Here is a 17,267-nt window from a genome sequence, read left to right on the forward strand (position 1 = left end):
CGCGATCCGGCCGATGCTCCCCGAGGACTGGGCGGCGGTCGAGGCGATCTACCGTGAGTGGATCGAGACCGGGCACGCCACGTTCGAGGCCGAGTCGCCGACGTGGGAGGCGTTCGATGCGGGGAAGCTCGACGTCGGGCGCCTGGTCGCCGTCGACGGAGAACAGATCCTCGGCTGGGCCGCGTTGTCGGAGGTCTCGGCCCGGCCCATCTACCGGGGCGTGGTCGAGCACTCCGTCTACATCACCGCCACCTCACGCGGCCGCGGCGTCGGATCCAGGCTGCTGGCCGCGCTCATCGCCGCGGCGGACGACGCGGACCTGTGCACGATTCAGTCGAGCATCTTCCCCGAGAACACCGCCAGCCTCGCCCTCCACGACCGCGCGGGATTCCGGCGCGTGGGTACCCGGGAGCGCATCGCGCAGATGACATACGGGCCAGCTGCCGGCCGGTGGCGCGACACGATCCTCATCGAGCGGCGACGTCCGTGACGCCGTGACTCGCCCAGGATCCGCGTGTATCGTGATCGTCACAACGGGCCGGTTCCCGGAACGTTGCCAGCCGAAGACCCCGCCTAGCGGGGTCTTCGTTTTTAAGGCGTCCAGATCCGGTCGTGCGACGTCGACGCGTCGATCAGAGCGCCTAGGCGCGCCATCGTCGCCGCGGACTTTGGGTGCGTCTCCGTCACCGTCTGCTGACGCCGGTGCAGGTAGATCGCGAGGTCGGCCGCTTGCACCCCGGCGGCGTTCCTCGAGGACGCGAACTGGATCGGGGAGGAAATCAGGTCAAGGCGGCTCGTCAGGTAGCCCGGCGTGCCCAGTGACCGGTAGCTCTCGAACTGCCCCCGGTGCTCCTCCTGTGTCGCGATCTCGTCGGCTACGACGATCACCTCCTCGGTATCGAAGGAGAAGACGTCACGGCGGTACTCGTTCACCCGCTCGAGCAGGTGCTGCAGCACGATCTTGTGCGGCTGCTCCGGGTACCGGTACCGAGCGTTCAGACGCTTCACGTCCACGCCACGGAACAGGTAGCGGACCTCAGCCTCCTGCGCGATCCGCAACGCGGCCGCGTAGATGCCGGCCGCCTCACGATGCTTCCCCCGCAGAGGAGCCCACTCGCCGGCGCCGCCCATCAGCTCGTGCCCGTGGAACTCGACATCCGCCGGGACCCCGTGGTCCGCGGCGATCTGCTCCCGGAGAGCGGCGTAGCCGTGCTCGAGCTGCTCCCACTTCTCCTGTGTCGTTACGGCAGCGCCGATGAAGTAGAAGTCCTGGGTGTAGGACTCGTCCACGTACGCGATCAGCATCCGGTCATCATGTCAGCGACCTCCGCCACCACCAGCGGCAGAACAACGCCGATGAGCCGCTTCGAACGGCTCGCAGACGTGAACACGCCGCGGGAGCACTGATGCTCGGGGTGCACGGAGCGCACCCGATCGATCTGTCGTCACTGGTGTTGTCCGCGGGTGCGGAAGATGCACTCGGTCGAGCAGAGCTCGTCCCGGTCGGGGCACGCGGCGAGGTCGTGGTCGGCGCGGTCGAGGCGAGAGCGCAGCTCATCCAGTCGCGCGCGCTTCTCGTCCAGCTGCCGGACTCGTTCCGCGAGGAGCGGGCGGAGCGCATCGCGGACGTCGGTGCAGGAGGTTGTCTCGAGGGTGCGCAGGTGACGGCCGATCTCCTCGAGCGGGAGGCCGAGTTCCTTGCTGGACTCGATGAGGTCCAGGCGTGCGAGCACGTCCGCGTCGTAGTCGCGGTACCCGTTGCCGCTGCGGCCCGGGGTGATGAGCCCGATGGACTCGTAGTACCGCAGCGCCGTCGCGGAGACGCCGCTGCGCTTGCTGACGTCCGAGATCCGCACACGCCGACCCTACGACTCGAACCCCCGCTTGACCTTCAAGCAGCTCGAACGTTTACCGTTGCACCCCGTGCCCTTCCTTCTTCCCGGTGTGCTGTCGTGAGCGCGCTCGTCGCCTGGCTCGAACACCGCCAGATCCCGCTCTACCTCGCCGCGATCGCCGCTGGAGCTGCGCTCGGACTGCTGCTGCCCGCCGCGCACAGCCTGGAGATCGCGATCGAGCCGGTGCTCGCGCTGCTGCTGTTCGCCACGTTCCTTGGCGTCCCGTTCGCTGCGATCGGCCGGTCGCTGCGCGACGGTCGTTTCCTCGCCGCGGTCGGGGTGTTGAACTTCGTCGTTGTGCCCGTCGTCGCCTACGGCCTGTCCCGGTTCGTGGCTGACAGTCCCGCGCTGCTGTTCGGGGTGCTGCTGGTGCTGCTGACTCCGTGCATCGACTACGTGATCGTCTTCGCCGGCCTTGCCGGCGGCGCCTCCGATCGGCTGCTCGCCGCGGCACCGCTGCTGATGCTCGCGCAGATCCTGCTCCTCCCGCTATACCTGCTGCTCTTCCTCGGACCGGAGGGCGTCGCCGTGGTCGAGATTGGTCCGTTTGCGCGCGCGTTCCTGCTACTCATCGTCGTACCGCTCATCGCGGCCGCTCTCGTGCAGGCCCTCGGTCGGCGGCACTGGGCGGGCCGGGTCATCGAGTCCACGATGCTCGGGCTCATGGTGCCGCTGATGATGGGGACCCTGTTCGTGGTCGTCGCCTCCCAGGCCGGCGCCGTCGGCGCGGTCGCCGGACAGCTGCTCGTCCTCGTCCCGATTTACGCCGGCTTCCTCGTCGTCATGGCCGCCGCCGGTCTGGGCGTCGCGCGACTCTTCCGCCTCGAGTACTCCGCGACCCGCGCCCTCGTGTTCAGCGGCGCGACCCGCAACTCCCTCGTCGTCCTGCCGCTCGCGCTCGCGCTGCCCGCATCACTCGCGCTCGCTCCTGTCGTCGTCGTCTCGCAGACCCTCGTGGAGCTCGTCGGCATGGTCGTGTTCGTCCGGCTGATTCCCCGGTTCGTCCGTGACCCGACGGGTACACACGTCAGAGGCGCATGATCAGCAGATGAGATTCGAAGTTCTCCACATCGACGCGTGCCCGAACTCAGCGGAAGCGATCGGGCGCCTCCGCGAAGCTCTCGTCGCCACAGGGCACCCCGATGCGGTGGTCGAGACCCGGCTGCTGCGAACGTCGGAAGACGCCGCGAATGCACCCTTCGCCGGATCACCCACGATCACCCTCGACGGGACCGACCTCTTCCCCACGACCGGGCAGACGAACGACCTCGCCTGCCGCGTCTACGCGACTCCAGTTGGACTCGCGGGGGCGCCGACAACTGCGCAGATCATCGACGCGATCACCTCTCGTGCCCACTGACACTCCTCTGACCTGCTCGTGCTGCGGCCGACCCAAGAACCGCCGCCAGCTCCACCAGCTCAACAACGGAGCCGCCTTCATCTGCCGCCGATGCGGACTATGGATCGCGCTTCGCCTCCGCCGGGACCACTGACGTAGGCGGAAGGTCCGCGAACGATCGTTCGCGGGACACCAAGGTCGCCCGCGTCGTCCAGGTGCCCTTCGACCTGTTCAACCAGTCTCTTCAGCTCGACGCGCTTCCGACCCATTAGAAATGACTTCTGTAGGCTTGCGGCCAGTGGAGCACGATTAGTCGGTAGAGGTTGTGACTATCAGGCCGGACCAGTTGGACACAGGCAACCGCGTCGAGACGCTCTACACGATCAGCGCCGCCGCCCGTCGCGTTCAGCGCCGCCGCGCCACCGTCCGCGCCTGGATTCAACAGGGCCTCCTGCCCTTCGAGATGATCGACGGCGACCACGCGAAGTACATCAAGGAGGCCGACCTCCTCGCCGTCTATCGCCAGACGTTGACAACACGACGCCTGCGCCCGCGTGATGACGCCGGTCGCTTCATATCCCGGATCTAGGTCCGACCGTCCACCCCACCTCGTGTCCCTCCAGCTCGTGATCGATCCGTACCGGGGAGTTCTGGGTGCCTTCTTCCGAACACGGCCAAACCCGCCACGTCGCCGAGCTACGCTTGCCGCTAGTGGCGCAAGACTCAGAACCTCGCATCTGGACAACTGCCGACGACTGGACAATGGTCCCTCGTTCGCCAGACGAGGCCGCGCACGACCTCTACACGCTGAGCGCCGCAGCGAAACGGATCCGGAAGCGCCGCGCGACGATCCGTGCGTGGATTCAGCAGGGCCTTCTCGACTACTACCAGCGCGAAGGCGATCACACGAAGTACGTGAAGCTCAGCGAACTTCAGGCCGCCTACCTGAACCGCCTCACCGCACTCCGAAGCCGACCCCGCGACGACGACGGCCGATTCACGCCCTGGACTTGACCAACTCCATACCGTCCACCCCAAAATCTAAAGTGGGGATCGTGGCATGTGCTGCCGCATTTCATTCCTCTTCGCTCGCCGTTTCGGATCCTTGACTTCTCCCCGTACGCGAAATCTGTGTGCTCGCGCTAGGCCGCGAACTGGCTCACGGCTTGTGCGAGACATGGCCGATACCGCAAACTAGTACCGCTTGTTACAAGTGCGCCCAGACCAGCCGAACGGCTGGTCTTCTGCGTTAACGGACGACGCAGCGATCACACCCCGCGGCTCGACCGCGACGCCCTACCCACCACGACCGCTCCACCGAAACCACGCCGGCCTCGAGCCGGCTTTTTTCATGCCCGGCCCGGATTTGAGCAGCACCAGCTCTCCTGGCCCCCTCCTCATCTGACTACACACCTGGTTGCTAGTAGTCAGTGAAGCCGAGCCGACCGGCTCGGTGTCGAACGGACGCGCTCGCGCGTCCCCCGCGGAGAGGTTCGTCATGTCGATCCTGCTTCCCGAGTCACCGGAGGAGGTGAACTTCCTGAACGCCTTCGCTGAGCAGCTCCCCGAGCTGTTCGCGATCGCCGTCTTCGCTCCGCTCGTCTACATCGTCGTGCTCGGCAAGAACGGCGCTCCCGCGAAGCGCATCAAGAAGATCGCCAAGGCCCTCCGCCGCCCACCCCAGGCGTAGCGGACTCGAAAAGCGCACCTCCTTCGCGGAGGGGAGAGCTCTGTCTTCGACCGACTCGAAAAACAGTAGCTTTCTGAGACGCGCCGTCCGGCGGTCGCTCCGCACTCAGCGAGTCCGGGCTCTCGGGACGTCCAACGTCTTGAAAAGACGTCTCATTAAGTTTCGTCTCAAGACGAGGCTCGGAGGGTGTTTCCGAGTCAGAATGAGCTCATGAGCCTTCTGGGGTATACGCGTGTGAGCACGTCGAGTCAGGACGCGCAGCTGCAACTCGACGCGCTCGTCGCCGCCGGCGTGCAGAAGCGCGACGTCTTCGCGGACGTCACCTCAGGCAGCAAGACCGCGATCGAGCGGACCGGAATGAAGAAGCTCCTCGAGTACGCCGAGGACGGCGACACCGTCGTCGTCTGGCGAATTGACCGCCTCGGCCGCTCCCTGATCGACGTCCTGAACACGGTGAACCTGCTGCGCGAGCGCGGAGTGCAGGTCCGGTCGATCTCGGACGGCATCGACCCGTCGACGTCGACAGGCCGACTGATGCTGAACATGCTCGCCACACTCGCGGAGTACGAGCGCGAACTCATCGTCGAACGAGTCAACGCTGGCATCGCCGCCGCTCGCGCGAACGGCACTCGATTCGGTCGGCCCCTGTCGGATCCGGTCGTGATCGCGGACAAACTCGCCATCGCCGCGGACGCGCGAGCGCGCGGCCGGACCGCTGAGGACGCCGCTCGACTCGTCGGCTGGAGTCGAGCGACGCTCTACCGCCATCAGCAGGCCCACGCGGCCCGCGAGAGCGCCGCGCTCTAGCGACTGATGAGACCGCCGCAGTAATCCGAACACCGCGCAGAACGAACACATGCCTTGCGCCAGTCGGTGAGCATCAGTCGTCCCACCGGTCGCCGCGGTGCGGGTCGTGCTCGTCGTTGACCGGGGACCAGGCGTGCAGCTCGGCCCACTTCTCGGCGGCGTCGGTGTGTCCGGTCTGGGTAAGGATTCTCAATCAGGTTTGTCAAGCCAGCGGGGGTGGTCTGGCTCGGTTGTTCTTCCTTCTCTCCCAGCGTTTTCTTGCCTGGAAGGCACGTAGTGCCGAGCAGGGTCGGAGGTGGGAGCGCAACCCGGAGGGCGGAGGAGGAGAGGTTGTCGGCGCGATGTGAGGGAGCGCAGCGACCGCGTGCCGAGAACGTCGGAGGAGCCGGCCGCGCAGCGGCTTGCGTGGACGCCGCAGGCCCGTACGCTGCCGAAGGCTTCCAGGCAAAATGCGCACAGCGCTCAACACCGCGCCGAGCGGAGCTCGGCGTCCATGTCGGTGCCCGCGTCCGAGATCGTCTGCGCACCAGGGGCGTGCTGCTCCATCGGGCCGCACGTGCTGCCTTTGTATGCAGTGCGTACCGCTGAGAAGCCGCATATCTCCGCGGAGTAGGCCGGTTCCGCCGCGCCACCGGTGCGAGCATGACCGTAGGAGGCCTGGATGCGTGACGCGGTGATGGTCGTCGAAGACGACGTCGAGATGGGCGAGCTCATCAAGCGGGGCCTCACCGGCGACGGCTACGACGTCGACCTGTTCTCGAACGGGGTCGACGCGCTCAATTCGGCGCGCGAAGCGGACTACTCCGCGGCGATCCTCGACGTGATGCTCCCGGGGATGAGTGGCTTCGAGATCTGCCGGCACCTGCGCGCGAGCGGTGCCACGCTCCCGGTGATCATGCTCACCGCCCGCGACGCCCTGCAGGACCGCGTGTTCGGCCTCGACGCGGGCGCCGACGACTACCTCGCGAAACCGTTCCACTTCGAGGAGCTCTCCGCCCGCCTCCGAGCGATGATCCGCAGAGAGCACCTCACGAACCGGGCACCGGTCGTGCTGGGAAATCTGCGCGTCGACCCCTACGCGCACGCCGCGACGGTCGACGGCGCCGTCCTGCCTCTGAGCCCCAAGGAGTTCGGCGTCCTCCGCGCGCTCGCGGCACGCGCCGGGGACTTCGTGCCGCGGGAGGAGATCCTGCTCGAGGTGTGGGGGTCGGCGGAGTTCGTGGACCACAACATCGCGGAGCAGTACATCAGCTACCTCCGCCGCAAGCTGGCCGCGGGCGGGGCGTCGGTCGAGATCCTCACCCGACGGGGTGCGGGCTATCGCCTCGGGGTGACGCCGTGAGCTGGCGGTCCCTGTCGATCCGGGTGCGGATCACGGTGTCGAGCCTGCTGGTCGCGATGCTGTTCTTCGGGATCGTCGCGGTCGTCGTGCGCGAGCAGCTCGATCACATCCTCGATGCCTCCACGATCGAGCTGGTCCGCTCGGGAGCGTCGCAGGCGCTGATCGAGGAGAGCCGCGACACCGCCGAGGCCGTCGTCGGCGGCGTCAGCACGACGCTCCTGATCGCCCTCGCGATCCTGTTCGTCGCGTTCGCTGTGACGTCCTGGGTCCTGGTCGGCCTCGCGCTGCGCCCCGTCGGCAGGATGCGCGCGATCGCCGACCGGCTGCGCCAGGGACGCTCCACCGAGCTGCTCCCGGTCGGGCCCGCCCGCGACGAGCTCTCCGACCTCGCCTCGACCCTGAACGCGCTGATCGCGGACCTGCGGGAGTCGGCGGACCGGGAGCGGCGGCTCGTCGCCGACGCGAGCCACGAGCTGCGCACCCCGCTCGCCGCGCTGCGCACCCGGCTCGAGCTCGCTGAGCGGGTCCGCGACGATCCGGCGGCTCTCTACGCCGATGTCGTCGACGCGCGCCGCTCGATCGACCGCCTGCAGTCCCTGACGGACGGGCTGCTGATCCTGTCGAGGATCGACGCGGGCATCGCTACCGGCGACGCCTCCTCGGCGGCTCTGCGGGAGGAGGTAGCCGACAGCGTCGACCGCGCCCGGATGCTCGCCCGCGAGCGGGACCTCGCGATCGACTTCGTCGCCCCCGCCTCGATCGTCGCCGCCCGGTACCCGATCTCCCCGACCGATTTCGGCCGGATCCTGGACAACCTGCTCGCGAACGCCGTCACTGCGACGCCCGACGGCGGCAGCGTCAGCGCGACCCTCGTCGAGCGCGCCGAAGAGATCGTCCTCTCCGTCGACGACGACGGCCCGGGCGTTCCTGACGCGTTCCTCGCGGTCGCGACTGACCGTTTCACCCGCCCGGATGCCGCCCGCTCCCGCGACGGCGGCGCCGGCCTCGGGCTCGCGATCGTCGCCGGTCTCAGCCGCGCCGCCGGCGGCGAGCTCCGACTCCGCAACCTCGCCCCCCACGGCCTCGGTGTCGACGTCCGCATCCCCGCGACGCAGCCCCACCCGACCTCTCGCAAGGAGAACCGATGATCGACCCCCAATCCCTCCTCGACGGCGCCGGCCCCTGGGCGATCGCCCTGGTCTGCCTGATCGCCTTCGTCGAGACGGGCCTGCTGATCGGGTTCTTCCTCCCCGGTGACACCCTCCTCTTCTTCACCGGTGTCTTCGTCGCGACCGGCGTGATCTCCCTGCCGGTGCCGCTGGTGATCCTGATGGTCGCCGCCGCCGCGTTCCTGGGCGACCAGCTCGGGTTCGTCATCGGCCGCGCGAGCGGGCCGCGGATCTTCGAGCGCAAGGACAGCGGGCTCTTCAGCCGCTCGAGCGTCGCCCGCACCCAGTCGTTCTTCGACCGGTTCGGCGGCTGGGCGGTCACCATCGCCCGCTTCGTGCCGGTCGTGCGCACCTTCGCCCCCGTCGCCGCGGGCGTCGGGAAGATGCACTACGGCCACTTCGTCGGCTTCAACGCACTCGGCGCCGCCGTCTGGTCCACCGGCGTGATCCTCCTCGGCTTCTTCCTCGGGCAGATCCCCGGCGTCGCGGACTTCGTGGGGAAGTACATCGACATCGTCCTCGTCGGCATCGTCGTTCTCAGCCTCGCCGGCATCGCCCTCACCTACTGGCGGCAGAAGAACCGCGCCGGACGCGACGCCTGAGCCCAGCGCTCAGGGGGTCGCCGTGACGGCCGCGCGCGGTCGGCGGAGCGCGATCACCGCGACCAGCAGCAGGAACACCGCGAGGGCCGCGAGCGTGACCGGGCCGGTGCCCAGGCCCAGGCCCTTCTGGGCGACGGGATCCGCGAGCCAGTCGCAGACCGAGGCGCCGAGCGGTCGCGTGACGACGTAGGCGGCCCAGAACGCGAGGACCGCGTTCCGCCCCGTGAACCGGTGTGCGAGAGCGGGGATCGCGATGATCGCCGCGAACAGGACGGCGGAGGGCAGGTAGCCGAAGCCGAGGGTCGACGCGGTCAGGTCGCCCGCTGCGGTGCCGAGTGCGAACGTCCCCGAGACGGCGAGCCAGTAGAACGCGGCCCGGCGCGGCGTCGTGATCGAGTGGATCGACAGCGTCCGCTCCACCCGCCACCACACGGGGAAGACCGCCGCGAGAGCCACCGCGAACCCGAGGGTGGAGACGAGGTACGGGACACCGGCGACCACGTGCAGCACGTCGGCGGCCATCGTGCCGAAGACACTCACCATCAGCACCGCCAGCCAGTACACCCAGGGGACGTACCGGCGGGCTGCGAACTGCAGCGCCAGCGCGGCGAGGAACGCGAGCCCGGTCACTCCTACAACGATCACCGGGTCGAACGCGGTCGCGAGGAAGTCCGACGCCGTCTCGCCCATCCCCGTCGTCAGCACCTTGAGGACCCAGAACAGCGCCGTCGCCTCGGGCACCGTCGAGGCGGCGTAGCGGCCGGCGAGGAGGCGGGAGCGGATCCGAGGGAGCGGAGGGCGGCGCTGATCGGTGAGATGCGTCATGCCGCCATGGTCGGGCAGTCTGCGGCACCCGGGGCTGGGGGCTTCGCCGGGTCCGTTGAACAAGCGCACAGCGACCCGCTCACCGGCAGCGCTGCCCGCTGCCTTCCGCCGTCATCTGGTCGGACGGTGCCCGGAGAAGCGCCGCCAACGGAACGACGGTGATGCAGCACGTTCGGTGTGCAGCCTGACCGCGAGCGGCGCCCAGACGATCAACGCCACCCCGGCGCCCAGGAGCAGCCCGCCGACGGTGTCGGAGATCCAGTGCGCACCGAGGTAGGTGCGGCTGAGCATCATCGCCACCGTGTAAAGGGCTCCGGCGATGCGGACCCACCACAGCGGGAAGACGATCGCGAGGACCATCGCGGTCGTGGCGGCGTTCGCGCTGTGGCCGGAGGGGAACGAGCCGAAGTCGGCGTTCACGAGGATCTCCAGCGGCCGCGGACGACCGACAGCGTTCTTGAGGATCTGCACCAGCAGCCCGCTCAGCGGCGCGGCGATCGCGAAGTACGTCGCCGCCCACCGACCCCGCCAGACCAGCAGCCCCACGAACACGACGAGCGGAATCACGATCGTGCCGACGATCCCGCCGCCGAGGCTGTTCATCACCAGCGACGGCACCAACCAGAACGTCGACCGGTGCTCGATGATCTCGTTCATCCACGCGGTGTCGAACCCGAACGGCTTGTCGTGCTCCCGGTAGAAGATCAGCGCGGCCAGAAGTCCCGTGAGCAGCACCGCGAGGCCCGCCGAGATCAGCGGCCAGCGTCGCGCCGCCCGATAGGCGATCGCACCATCGGCCGGGGGTCCGCTGTTCGGCATCAGTGCCGTCCTCCTCGCTCGGCGCGCAGCACGCCGGAGGAGTCCACGCTACGAATGCGCGGGCTCCGGGTGCGGAGGATTCCCCCGCATCCGTTGTGAAAGCACAGAACCTGAGCCCATCGGCTCGGTACCGACCTGGTCGAACCGCGGAGCTTCGGGTCGTTGTGAGCAAACACAACGCAGCACGGCGCATCCCGAGCCGCCGCCCACGTCCCGGCTGGGACTCTGCGGGCATGGACATCTCAACGACGGCAGCACCGTCCCGCGGCCGGCGGCTGCTCAGCAAGGTCCCCGAGGTCACGATCTGGTTCTGGATAATCAAGATCCTCTGCACCACGGTCGGTGAGAGCTTCGCCGACTGGATCAACATGGTCCTCGGCGTCGGCCTCATCGCGACGGCTGTGATCTTCATCATCGTCACCGCGGTCGTGCTCGCCGTGCAGATGCGGCTGCGACGCTACGTGCCCGCCGCGTACTGGCTGACTGTCGTGGTGATGAGCGTCACCGGCACCCTGCTCACCGACATCCTCACCGACCAGCTCGGAGTGCCTCTCTGGGCCAGCTCCCTCGTCTTCTCGCTGCTGCTCGTGATCGTGTTCGGCGTCTGGTATTCGAAGGAGCGCACCCTCTCGATCCACAGCATCGACACCACCCCGCGGGAGGCGTTCTATTGGGTCACCGTCCTGGTCACCTTCGCGCTCGGCACCGCCCTCGGCGACTGGACTCTCGAGCTCACCGGCTGGGGCCCTGGCGTCTCGATCCTCCTGCCCCTCACGCTGCTCGCGATCGTCACCGGCCTCTGGCGCTACGGCGCGAACCCGGTCCTCGCGTTCTGGATCGCCTACATCCTCACCCGCCCCCTCGGCGCCAATATCGGCGACTGGCTCGGCCTGTCCCCCGACGAGCAGGGCCTCGGGCTCGGCACCTTCGTCACCAGCATCATCTTCCTGCTCGCGATCCTCGCCACCGTCGTCTACCTCTCCCTCAGCAAGGCCGATGTCGACAAGGGCGCATCCGAGCACTACACCACGCCAGTCGCCCGCGAACGCCGTTCACTCGTCGCCTTCGCGGTCCTCGCCGTCGCCGTCGTCGGGCTGCTCGCCTTCACCAACAGCCAGCCGCACACCAGTCCGGCACCGGAAGGCGCAGCCCCGGCCTGCGATGCGTCGGGAACGCTGTCCGCAGCTGACGCGAAGGCATCCGTTCAGACCGACTTCCCCTCCGCCGACGTGCAGAACTTCCAGACGATCACCGCCGACACCCTCGCCCTCGTCACCAGCGGCGATCAGGCCGGCGCGAAAGCCCGCGCCACCAACCTTGAGACCGCCTGGGACGACGCGGAGCCCGCACTGAGCGCCGCGAACTGCCAGACGTGGACCTACGTCGACCAGCAGATCGACCCCGTTCTCTCCTCCGTCCGCGCCGGCAGCCCCGACCCGGTTGTCGAGAAGACGAGCATCCAGGACCTGCTGACCACTCTCGCCGGACGCTGACATGAGGCGTCAAGGTCTTCTTTTGCGACCCGAATCTGGCCTCCTCCGACCAATTGATCACTGCCGCCCTGCCCTGCCGCCGCCGCAGCGGCATCAGCGCGACTCAACACATCGATCGGAACCGGTCGGTGACAAATCGGTCCGCTACTGAACCCATGCTCGAGCTCGTAGACGCACTCCGAGCACACGGGGCTGCCGACCAGGCCGGCGTCCGCGAGGTGCTCCACCCAGGGGTGCGAGCACTCACCACAAACCTCAGCGAGCAGAACCCGGAACCGGGCGCGGCGCGAACGGCGAGCGTCAGCTCGCCGGCGCCTCTGCGAGAGGCCGACCATCACGTGAGCGTAGCGAGCGCGCCACCAAGCAATCGCGCGCTTCGCCTCATCCGCATCGCCTCTGGCGTCCCGTTTGGGGATTCCCATACGGACGGTAACTAAGGATCTATCCGGCGGTGATCAGCTCGCCGGGCGCACCGAGAGACGCGAGGTCGACATCGCCCTGTGACGTCAGGAGCTCTCCGCTGATCCCGTCGTAGACGGCGGTGAAGACGTCCACCCGATGGAGGTCGAAGCCATAGGGCACGTCTGTTCTCTCCGCGGGCGCGTGCACGGTCAGCGCCCAGACCGGCTCGTCCTGTGCAACCCAGTAGTGGTCCGCGAGAGCGGGGTCATAAGCGGCGAGCTCCTCGTACGTGGTTCCGACCGCGTAGATCGGGTACTGCTTCTTCTCCTCCGCACTGAGCGTCGAGAGCTGGACTCCGGTGCCGTTGGCCAGGTCGAGCGCCGGGTTCGTCAGCTGCTGGACGTCGATGATCGGCCCCTCAGAGGCGGCGGTGGCGATGGGGGTGCCCGGTGGGCCCTCCGTCGGGACGGTGGGTGTCAGGGACTCCGTCATCTCTGTTGGTTCGGCAGGCGTCTCGGTGGAGATGGGGGTCGTGCTGGCGGTGGCGTCGATGGTGACGGGGCCGGAGCGGATGCGCATCGTCGTGGAGGTCTGGGTGAGGCTGACGTCCTCGGCGCCCAGCACGTCCATGAGCCACTGCTCTCGTTCGTCGGCGGCGTCGAGGCAGCCGACGTACGTCGTCGCGGGGCCTCCGGTGACCACCCAGACGGAGGTCTGCAGGCCGGCGGACTGGAGGTCGTAGGTGAGCGTGTTGCAGGGACCGTCGACGCTGAGCTGCGACCGGCCGTCGGTGCCGGTGATGCGAAGGCTGACGGGGTGATCGAGCAGCCATCCGCCTGATCCTTGATCGCCGATGACAGCGGTGGTCTCGTAGACGGGCTTGGTCGCGTCTTCGGCGCTGAGCAGTTCACCCGGCAGCTGCGCCGTCGACGGCGACCCGGGGCTGCTGGCGCTCGTCGCGCATCCACTGGCGAGGAGCGCCGCGGAGAGGCAGAGGATTATGAGGGGGAGGACTCTCGCCCGCCTGACGGTCACTGGTCCACTCCGGTCTGCGTCGCGGGCGGGTTGGTGCAGTCGACCGCGGTGGTCAGTCCCGTGAATATCTCGATCCGGCCGCCCTTTTGGCACACCTGCGTTCCTGCGAGGGAGAACAAGGCGGCGTCCGTCCCGTCTGCGTCGGTCCCAGCGAGCGCAGCACACGCCGCTGCGAGCGACGCAGTGGACTGCTTCGCGGGCGTCTGAATCTCGCCCGACAGGGCGACGCCCTGCCCGTCCTGTTCCCAGCAGGTGACGGGCGCTGCGACCGGAGTGCCGCGCTCCGTCGTCACCGCCGTGAGGACAGCGACGCTGAGAATCGCGCCCGCGATGCCGGCGAGGGTCACCGCCGCGGCCTGGCCGAGACGTCGGCGGCGGCGGATGCGGTGCGCGAGGCGTGCGCTGATGCGCTCGAGCTGCTCGTCGCTCAGGTCAGGATCGTCCATGGTCTTCTGTCCGTTCCGTCAGGGTTCTCGCCAGTGATGTCCGCACCCGCGAGAGGCGGTTGCGGACAGTCCCGTGGGACAGGCCGAGGGAGCGAGCGGCATCGCTGTAGCTGAGGTCGTCCTCGATGCACGCCGTCCAGATCGCCCGGTCCGTCGCGCTCATCTGCTCGACCAGACGCCGCACGTCGAGCAGCCGGTCGCTCGTCTCCGCGTCGACGCCGCGAGAGGCGGTGTCGTCGGAGAGGGGCAGGTGGCGTCGGCGCTGCTCGCGGCGGTTGGTCGAGAAGCTGAGGTTGCGTACCGTGACCAGCAGCCAGGGCAGCACCGACTCCCCCACGATGCGCACGCCCGAGCGGCGCTGCCAGAGCAGGAAGAAGCTCTCCTGCACGACGTCCTCGGCATGACCGGCGTCCGCGAGGAAGCTTCCCGCGGCCCGGTAGACCGCGCGGCCGTGCATCCGGAAGAGAGCATCCAGCGCCGAAGGGTCACCGCCGCGAAGACGATTTACCAGCGTCACCTCAGCAGCACCGACCATCCGACATCACCCCCTCAGTAGTGAATGCCCTCAGAGCACGGTTTCGTCTCAAACTTCACGAACGAACATCGCCGGTCCCGCAATGCGTCTGTGAACGATCGCCTTGCGGACGCTCTCGGTCGCGAGCCGGTTGCTCCTCGTGGTGAGAGCCGCATCACGCCTACTCTTCTCCCGTGGGCGGACTCGAGCTGGGCAGCGGTCGAGGCCGTTTCTCGCCCATTGAGGGGAGACGCCGTGGTTGAAGGTCTGGACAGTTGGGATCCGAGCGGGCTCTCGCCGGACCGGCAGACGCCACCCCGCCAACGACGGTCGGTGAGACTGTCGATCGCGCTGGGCGCTCTAGCCGTAGTGGCGGCCGCGGTTCTGTGGGTAGGTGATCTGCTGTTCGGAGTGCATGGCCCTTCCCACTACGTCAGCATCACCAACGACACCGGAGCCTCACTCACCTGGTCCTGCTCCTGGTCCGATCTTCACCTCGCCGCCGGGGAGACGGGTCAGCTGCGCATCCTCGACCAGCCCGACCAGGACTACGGCTGCGTCCCACAAGCAGCGACCCCCTTCGTAGCGGCGGCGCACAACAACGACATCTGCCCGTCACTGAACTCCATGACCGAGGGAAGGCAGTTCACGGCAACCGACTTCGCGAAGACATACCGCTGCCCGTAGCTGATGCGCGCTTGCGGCGTCGTTCCGAGCTGGCTCGACAGCTGTTCGGGATCATCGCGTCGGGCGGGCGCACCGAGAGCAGCTGTCGGCACGTCCCCCTCGGTCCGGAGGACGGCTAGACCGGCGTCGTACACGGGAGCGCAGAGAACGGCTGCAGCCGCGATCGTCGCTCCCGCGACGACGAAAGGGCGTCCGCGCTCTCTGGGCTCATCCACGAGCCCGGCCACGAGCAATGCGCTGTGGCCCCTGAGGGAACTGCGGCCACTCCATCCGGTCGCCCCAACCTCACGAGAAAGGGAGGAGCGGGGATGACGGCGGATGACCTGCTCTCCCTCAACCCGTTCCGCTTCCCTTCGGACGAGATTCTGCGTGTCGGTGAAGTGTCGCTGCGCGATGACCTCCCTGCGGGGCGCTCGCAGCCGCCTCTGTTGTTCCGGTTCTTGATCGATCCCGTGAAGTGCAGTGCATGATGTCCCGATGACCGTTGGAGAGCCCCCGCGACCGAGTGCAGCGACGCCCGTCGTTCTCGCCTTGGTCTTCGGCGGTCTCGCAGCCGTCATGGGAGCGGTTGCCTCCATCTACATGTGGGACCCGAGCGAGACGTGCCGGACCCGCGGCGGAGGCAGCCTGACCGGAGAGGGGTTCCTCTGGAACCCGCTGTGCTCGGACGGTTCGACCGTTCAGCCGACATGGATGACGTTGACGACTGCTGCGGCGTTGATCGTGGCTGTGACATGCGTCGTCCTCGCGGCCATCCGACGAGCTGAACGCGACGGACAGGAAACGGCGTCGTCCGACGTTCTGCACGACTTCTCGCGCCAGACCCTGCCGGAGGACAACCGGCTCCGCAAGCTGGGCGACGAATGGTGAGAGACGGCGGCTCCCAGGGGTTCTATCGTCCCGCCGTCGCGATGCGGCGTGCGTCGGTCCACGGCGTTTAGGTGATCGCTCGACGATCCCCATACGGGACGCGCACAAGGCGCTCGGGTTCGCGAGACTGAACTGATGTCGGGGTTGCTGGTCATCGATCTCGTGTCGCGCGTGATCAGAGCCCGCTGCGGCCGAGCCGCGGCGCACGAGAGGTGACGCGCCCGACGTCGGGAATCAGCACGCCTCATGATCCACGGCGACGGAGGACAGGACATCAACCGGCCGATCTGCGGCGTCGGCTCAGTGCCCAGACGAGCGCGCCCGCGAGGAGCACCGCGCAGGTCAGCCCGGCGACGTGCAGGACGAGCGAGAGCGTCCCGTTCTCGGGGAGCAGGAAGCCGTAGGGCACCCACCCGTCGGTCGCTCCGCGGACGAGCACGACGACGACCCAGACGATCGGGTAGGGCAGGACCACCCACAGTCGGCGCCAGGAGAGCGGTCCGCGGTCGTTGACGACGATCCAGTCGAGGAGGACGAGGGCGGGGAGCGTCACGTGCAGGACGGCGCTGACCCAGGGCGGGGCCGTGCCGGTACCGGGGACGAGGGTGTTGTAGATCACGGCGACGACGATCGAGTAGGCCGTCGCCGCGCCGCGGACGTAGCTCAGCGACACCGGCGTCGGACGGCGGGCGAGCGCGACCGATCCGGCGACGATGAGCACCGCGCTCGCGAAGAGGCTGGTCTGGTTCGTGAAGTAGCCGAAGTAGTCGAACGGATTCGGGTCGCCGGTCACGATGCTCAGCGCGTAGGTGTGGAGGATCACCGCGACCGCGGCTGCACCGACGGCGATGCGCGCTACACCCACGAATGGGCGGGTCGGTGCCGGGGAACTCATCGGGTCAGCCTAGGAGCCGTTGGGCTTCCTGCTGGCCCGCGACAGACGTTCCCCTTTCCGAACCGTGCTGAGCATTTCAGGCCGAGACGCGACCACGAGGAAAGCGGTGACGTCGCTTGGCCTGAGCCGGTGGGGACGTTCTCGAAAGTGCGCAGCACGGTCGCGGTCGCGGCATGCCTGGCGGTCGTGACGGGATGCACGGCGCAGCCTGCACCACCGACTCCGCCACCGGCGACGAACACGGACGACGGCTTCACCTCCCCGCTGACCGGCGATCTAGGCGTGGCGACGTTCACCAGGAGCGACGGGACCACCGGCGCCGTCCAGTTGAGCGCGGCGGACGGCCGGCTGGCCCTGACATCCGACGAGCTCGTCATCCCCGCCGCGTCCTCCGGTCCCGACGATTCGGCATGACGGCCGACGACCTGTTCTACCTC

General features: G+C 68.3%; 23 protein-coding genes. 15 read left to right on the forward strand and 8 right to left on the reverse strand.

Translation table 11 applies throughout. From position 1 onward, the window contains the following. Window positions 1–13 precede the first annotated feature (13 nt). Window positions 14–490: a GNAT family N-acetyltransferase gene (locus C5B95_RS10640; RefSeq protein WP_104349172.1), complete on the forward strand. Its 477-nt coding sequence runs from the start codon at window positions 14–16 to the stop codon at window positions 488–490. Window positions 491–591: 101 nt separating this feature from the next. On the opposite strand, the gene C5B95_RS10645 is transcribed toward C5B95_RS10640, so the two are convergent. Then, a complete protein-coding gene (locus C5B95_RS10645; protein ID WP_104349128.1) occupies window positions 592–1,305 on the reverse strand; it encodes a DUF3800 domain-containing protein in 714 nt (237 codons plus the stop codon). A 140-nt stretch (window positions 1,306–1,445) separates the two neighbouring features. Further along, window positions 1,446–1,856, reverse strand: coding sequence for a MerR family transcriptional regulator (locus C5B95_RS10650; RefSeq protein WP_104349129.1), 411 nt, complete (start codon window positions 1,854–1,856; stop codon window positions 1,446–1,448). Window positions 1,857–1,952: 96 nt separating this feature from the next. Between C5B95_RS10650 and C5B95_RS10655 the strand changes: the two genes are divergently transcribed. From C5B95_RS10655 to C5B95_RS10695, 9 genes are all read left to right on the forward strand, one after another. Then, window positions 1,953–2,936, forward strand: coding sequence for a bile acid:sodium symporter (locus tag C5B95_RS10655; RefSeq protein ID WP_104349130.1), 984 nt, complete (start codon window positions 1,953–1,955; stop codon window positions 2,934–2,936). A gap of 7 nt (window positions 2,937–2,943) precedes the next feature. Continuing rightward, window positions 2,944–3,255 (forward strand): thioredoxin family protein, encoded by a 312-nt coding sequence (locus tag C5B95_RS10660; RefSeq protein ID WP_104349131.1) that lies wholly within the window; start codon window positions 2,944–2,946, stop codon window positions 3,253–3,255. Between the two features lie 325 nt (window positions 3,256–3,580). Further along, window positions 3,581–3,823 carry a helix-turn-helix domain-containing protein gene (locus C5B95_RS10665; RefSeq protein ID WP_146076566.1) on the forward strand — a complete coding sequence of 81 codons (243 nt, stop codon included), beginning with the start codon at window positions 3,581–3,583 and terminating at the stop codon, window positions 3,821–3,823. Between the two features lie 65 nt (window positions 3,824–3,888). Next, window positions 3,889–4,248: a hypothetical protein gene (locus tag C5B95_RS10670; protein ID WP_146076567.1), complete on the forward strand. Its 360-nt coding sequence runs from the start codon at window positions 3,889–3,891 to the stop codon at window positions 4,246–4,248. Between the two features lie 484 nt (window positions 4,249–4,732). After that, the gene (locus C5B95_RS10675) at window positions 4,733–4,924 is read left to right on the forward strand and encodes a hypothetical protein (protein WP_104349134.1); all 192 of its coding nucleotides are present in this window, start codon (window positions 4,733–4,735) and stop codon (window positions 4,922–4,924) included. 210 nt (window positions 4,925–5,134) lie between these two features. After that, on the forward strand, window positions 5,135–5,731 hold the full coding sequence (locus C5B95_RS10680) for a recombinase family protein (protein WP_104349135.1): 597 nt from the start codon (window positions 5,135–5,137) through the stop codon (window positions 5,729–5,731). Window positions 5,732–6,392: 661 nt separating this feature from the next. Beyond that, window positions 6,393–7,073 (forward strand): response regulator transcription factor, encoded by a 681-nt coding sequence (locus C5B95_RS10685; protein WP_104223238.1) that lies wholly within the window; start codon window positions 6,393–6,395, stop codon window positions 7,071–7,073. Then, window positions 7,070–8,221, forward strand: a complete 1,152-nt coding sequence (locus C5B95_RS10690; protein WP_258059421.1) for a HAMP domain-containing sensor histidine kinase — start codon at window positions 7,070–7,072, stop codon at window positions 8,219–8,221. Before C5B95_RS10685 ends, C5B95_RS10690 begins: the two co-directional genes overlap by 4 nt. Beyond that, entirely contained in the window at window positions 8,218–8,844 is a 627-nt protein-coding gene (locus C5B95_RS10695) for a DedA family protein (RefSeq protein ID WP_104226507.1), read from the forward strand. The genes C5B95_RS10690 and C5B95_RS10695 overlap by 4 nt, the downstream gene beginning before the upstream one ends. 9 nt (window positions 8,845–8,853) lie before the next feature. Here C5B95_RS10695 and C5B95_RS10700 read toward each other — a convergent pair whose 3' ends face one another. Together C5B95_RS10700 and C5B95_RS10705 are read right to left on the reverse strand one after the other, a co-directional pair. Further along, window positions 8,854–9,669 carry a hypothetical protein gene (locus C5B95_RS10700; RefSeq protein WP_104347011.1) on the reverse strand — a complete coding sequence of 272 codons (816 nt, stop codon included), beginning with the start codon at window positions 9,667–9,669 and terminating at the stop codon, window positions 8,854–8,856. Between the two features lie 111 nt (window positions 9,670–9,780). Then, entirely contained in the window at window positions 9,781–10,488 is a 708-nt protein-coding gene (locus C5B95_RS10705) for a phosphatase PAP2 family protein (RefSeq protein ID WP_181068049.1), read from the reverse strand. A gap of 233 nt (window positions 10,489–10,721) precedes the next feature. On the opposite strand from C5B95_RS10705, the gene C5B95_RS10710 reads away from it, so the two are divergent. Continuing rightward, window positions 10,722–11,981, forward strand: a complete 1,260-nt coding sequence (locus C5B95_RS10710; protein WP_104349136.1) for a hypothetical protein — start codon at window positions 10,722–10,724, stop codon at window positions 11,979–11,981. A 441-nt stretch (window positions 11,982–12,422) separates the two neighbouring features. On the opposite strand, the gene C5B95_RS10715 is transcribed toward C5B95_RS10710, so the two are convergent. The 3 genes from C5B95_RS10715 to C5B95_RS10725 are packed head-to-tail and all read right to left on the reverse strand — an operon-like array spanning window position 12,423 to window position 14,399. Continuing rightward, a complete protein-coding gene (locus C5B95_RS10715; RefSeq protein ID WP_104233957.1) occupies window positions 12,423–13,418 on the reverse strand; it encodes a hypothetical protein in 996 nt (331 codons plus the stop codon). Next, window positions 13,415–13,864 carry a hypothetical protein gene (locus tag C5B95_RS10720; RefSeq protein WP_104260259.1) on the reverse strand — a complete coding sequence of 150 codons (450 nt, stop codon included), beginning with the start codon at window positions 13,862–13,864 and terminating at the stop codon, window positions 13,415–13,417. Before C5B95_RS10720 ends, C5B95_RS10715 begins: the two co-directional genes overlap by 4 nt. Next, window positions 13,851–14,399, reverse strand: a complete 549-nt coding sequence (locus tag C5B95_RS10725) for an RNA polymerase sigma factor (RefSeq protein WP_104308041.1) — start codon at window positions 14,397–14,399, stop codon at window positions 13,851–13,853. Before C5B95_RS10725 ends, C5B95_RS10720 begins: the two co-directional genes overlap by 14 nt. Window positions 14,400–14,789: 390 nt before the next feature. Between C5B95_RS10725 and C5B95_RS10730 the strand changes: the two genes are divergently transcribed. The 3 genes from C5B95_RS10730 to C5B95_RS10735 all read left to right on the forward strand — a co-directional run bounded on the left by C5B95_RS10730 (window position 14,790) and on the right by C5B95_RS10735 (window position 15,935). Beyond that, window positions 14,790–15,065: a hypothetical protein gene (locus tag C5B95_RS10730; protein ID WP_146076568.1), complete on the forward strand. Its 276-nt coding sequence runs from the start codon at window positions 14,790–14,792 to the stop codon at window positions 15,063–15,065. A 308-nt stretch (window positions 15,066–15,373) separates the two neighbouring features. After that, complete coding sequence (locus tag C5B95_RS17495; protein ID WP_181068051.1) at window positions 15,374–15,535, forward strand: hypothetical protein; 162 nt, start codon at window positions 15,374–15,376, stop codon at window positions 15,533–15,535. A 7-nt stretch (window positions 15,536–15,542) separates the two neighbouring features. Beyond that, window positions 15,543–15,935, forward strand: coding sequence for a hypothetical protein (locus C5B95_RS10735; protein WP_104250836.1), 393 nt, complete (start codon window positions 15,543–15,545; stop codon window positions 15,933–15,935). A 274-nt stretch (window positions 15,936–16,209) separates the two neighbouring features. Here C5B95_RS10735 and C5B95_RS10740 read toward each other — a convergent pair whose 3' ends face one another. Then, window positions 16,210–16,830: a Pr6Pr family membrane protein gene (locus C5B95_RS10740; RefSeq protein WP_104349137.1), complete on the reverse strand. Its 621-nt coding sequence runs from the start codon at window positions 16,828–16,830 to the stop codon at window positions 16,210–16,212. A gap of 129 nt (window positions 16,831–16,959) precedes the next feature. Here C5B95_RS10740 and C5B95_RS10745 point away from each other — a divergent pair, with 129 nt between their 5' ends. Further along, entirely contained in the window at window positions 16,960–17,244 is a 285-nt protein-coding gene (locus tag C5B95_RS10745) for a hypothetical protein (protein ID WP_104349138.1), read from the forward strand. Window positions 17,245–17,267 lie beyond the last annotated feature (23 nt).

Origin of the sequence: Rathayibacter sp. AY1A7 (assembly GCF_002930845.1) — a bacterium.
In the GTDB taxonomy this organism is placed as follows: Bacteria; Actinomycetota; Actinomycetes; order Actinomycetales; family Microbacteriaceae; genus Rathayibacter.

Excerpts from the sequence above, each read along its gene's own strand:
- C5B95_RS10640 (WP_104349172.1), top strand. The coding sequence starts at position 14 with ATGCTCCCCGAGGACTGGGCGGCGGTCGAGGCGATCTACCGTGAGTGG.
- C5B95_RS10645 (WP_104349128.1), bottom strand. The coding sequence starts at position 1,305 with ATGCTGATCGCGTACGTGGACGAGTCCTACACCCAGGACTTCTACTTC.
- C5B95_RS10660 (WP_104349131.1), top strand. The coding sequence starts at position 2,944 with ATGAGATTCGAAGTTCTCCACATCGACGCGTGCCCGAACTCAGCGGAA.
- C5B95_RS10675 (WP_104349134.1), top strand. The coding sequence starts at position 4,733 with ATGTCGATCCTGCTTCCCGAGTCACCGGAGGAGGTGAACTTCCTGAAC.
- C5B95_RS10680 (WP_104349135.1), top strand. The coding sequence starts at position 5,135 with ATGAGCCTTCTGGGGTATACGCGTGTGAGCACGTCGAGTCAGGACGCG.
- C5B95_RS10685 (WP_104223238.1), top strand. The coding sequence starts at position 6,393 with ATGCGTGACGCGGTGATGGTCGTCGAAGACGACGTCGAGATGGGCGAG.
- C5B95_RS10695 (WP_104226507.1), top strand. The coding sequence starts at position 8,218 with ATGATCGACCCCCAATCCCTCCTCGACGGCGCCGGCCCCTGGGCGATC.
- C5B95_RS10700 (WP_104347011.1), bottom strand. The coding sequence starts at position 9,669 with ATGACGCATCTCACCGATCAGCGCCGCCCTCCGCTCCCTCGGATCCGC.
- C5B95_RS10705 (WP_181068049.1), bottom strand. The coding sequence starts at position 10,488 with ATGCCGAACAGCGGACCCCCGGCCGATGGTGCGATCGCCTATCGGGCG.
- C5B95_RS10710 (WP_104349136.1), top strand. The coding sequence starts at position 10,722 with ATGGACATCTCAACGACGGCAGCACCGTCCCGCGGCCGGCGGCTGCTC.
- C5B95_RS10720 (WP_104260259.1), bottom strand. The coding sequence starts at position 13,864 with ATGGACGATCCTGACCTGAGCGACGAGCAGCTCGAGCGCATCAGCGCA.
- C5B95_RS10725 (WP_104308041.1), bottom strand. The coding sequence starts at position 14,399 with ATGGTCGGTGCTGCTGAGGTGACGCTGGTAAATCGTCTTCGCGGCGGT.
- C5B95_RS17495 (WP_181068051.1), top strand. The coding sequence starts at position 15,374 with ATGACGGCGGATGACCTGCTCTCCCTCAACCCGTTCCGCTTCCCTTCG.
- C5B95_RS10735 (WP_104250836.1), top strand. The coding sequence starts at position 15,543 with ATGACCGTTGGAGAGCCCCCGCGACCGAGTGCAGCGACGCCCGTCGTT.
- C5B95_RS10740 (WP_104349137.1), bottom strand. The coding sequence starts at position 16,830 with ATGAGTTCCCCGGCACCGACCCGCCCATTCGTGGGTGTAGCGCGCATC.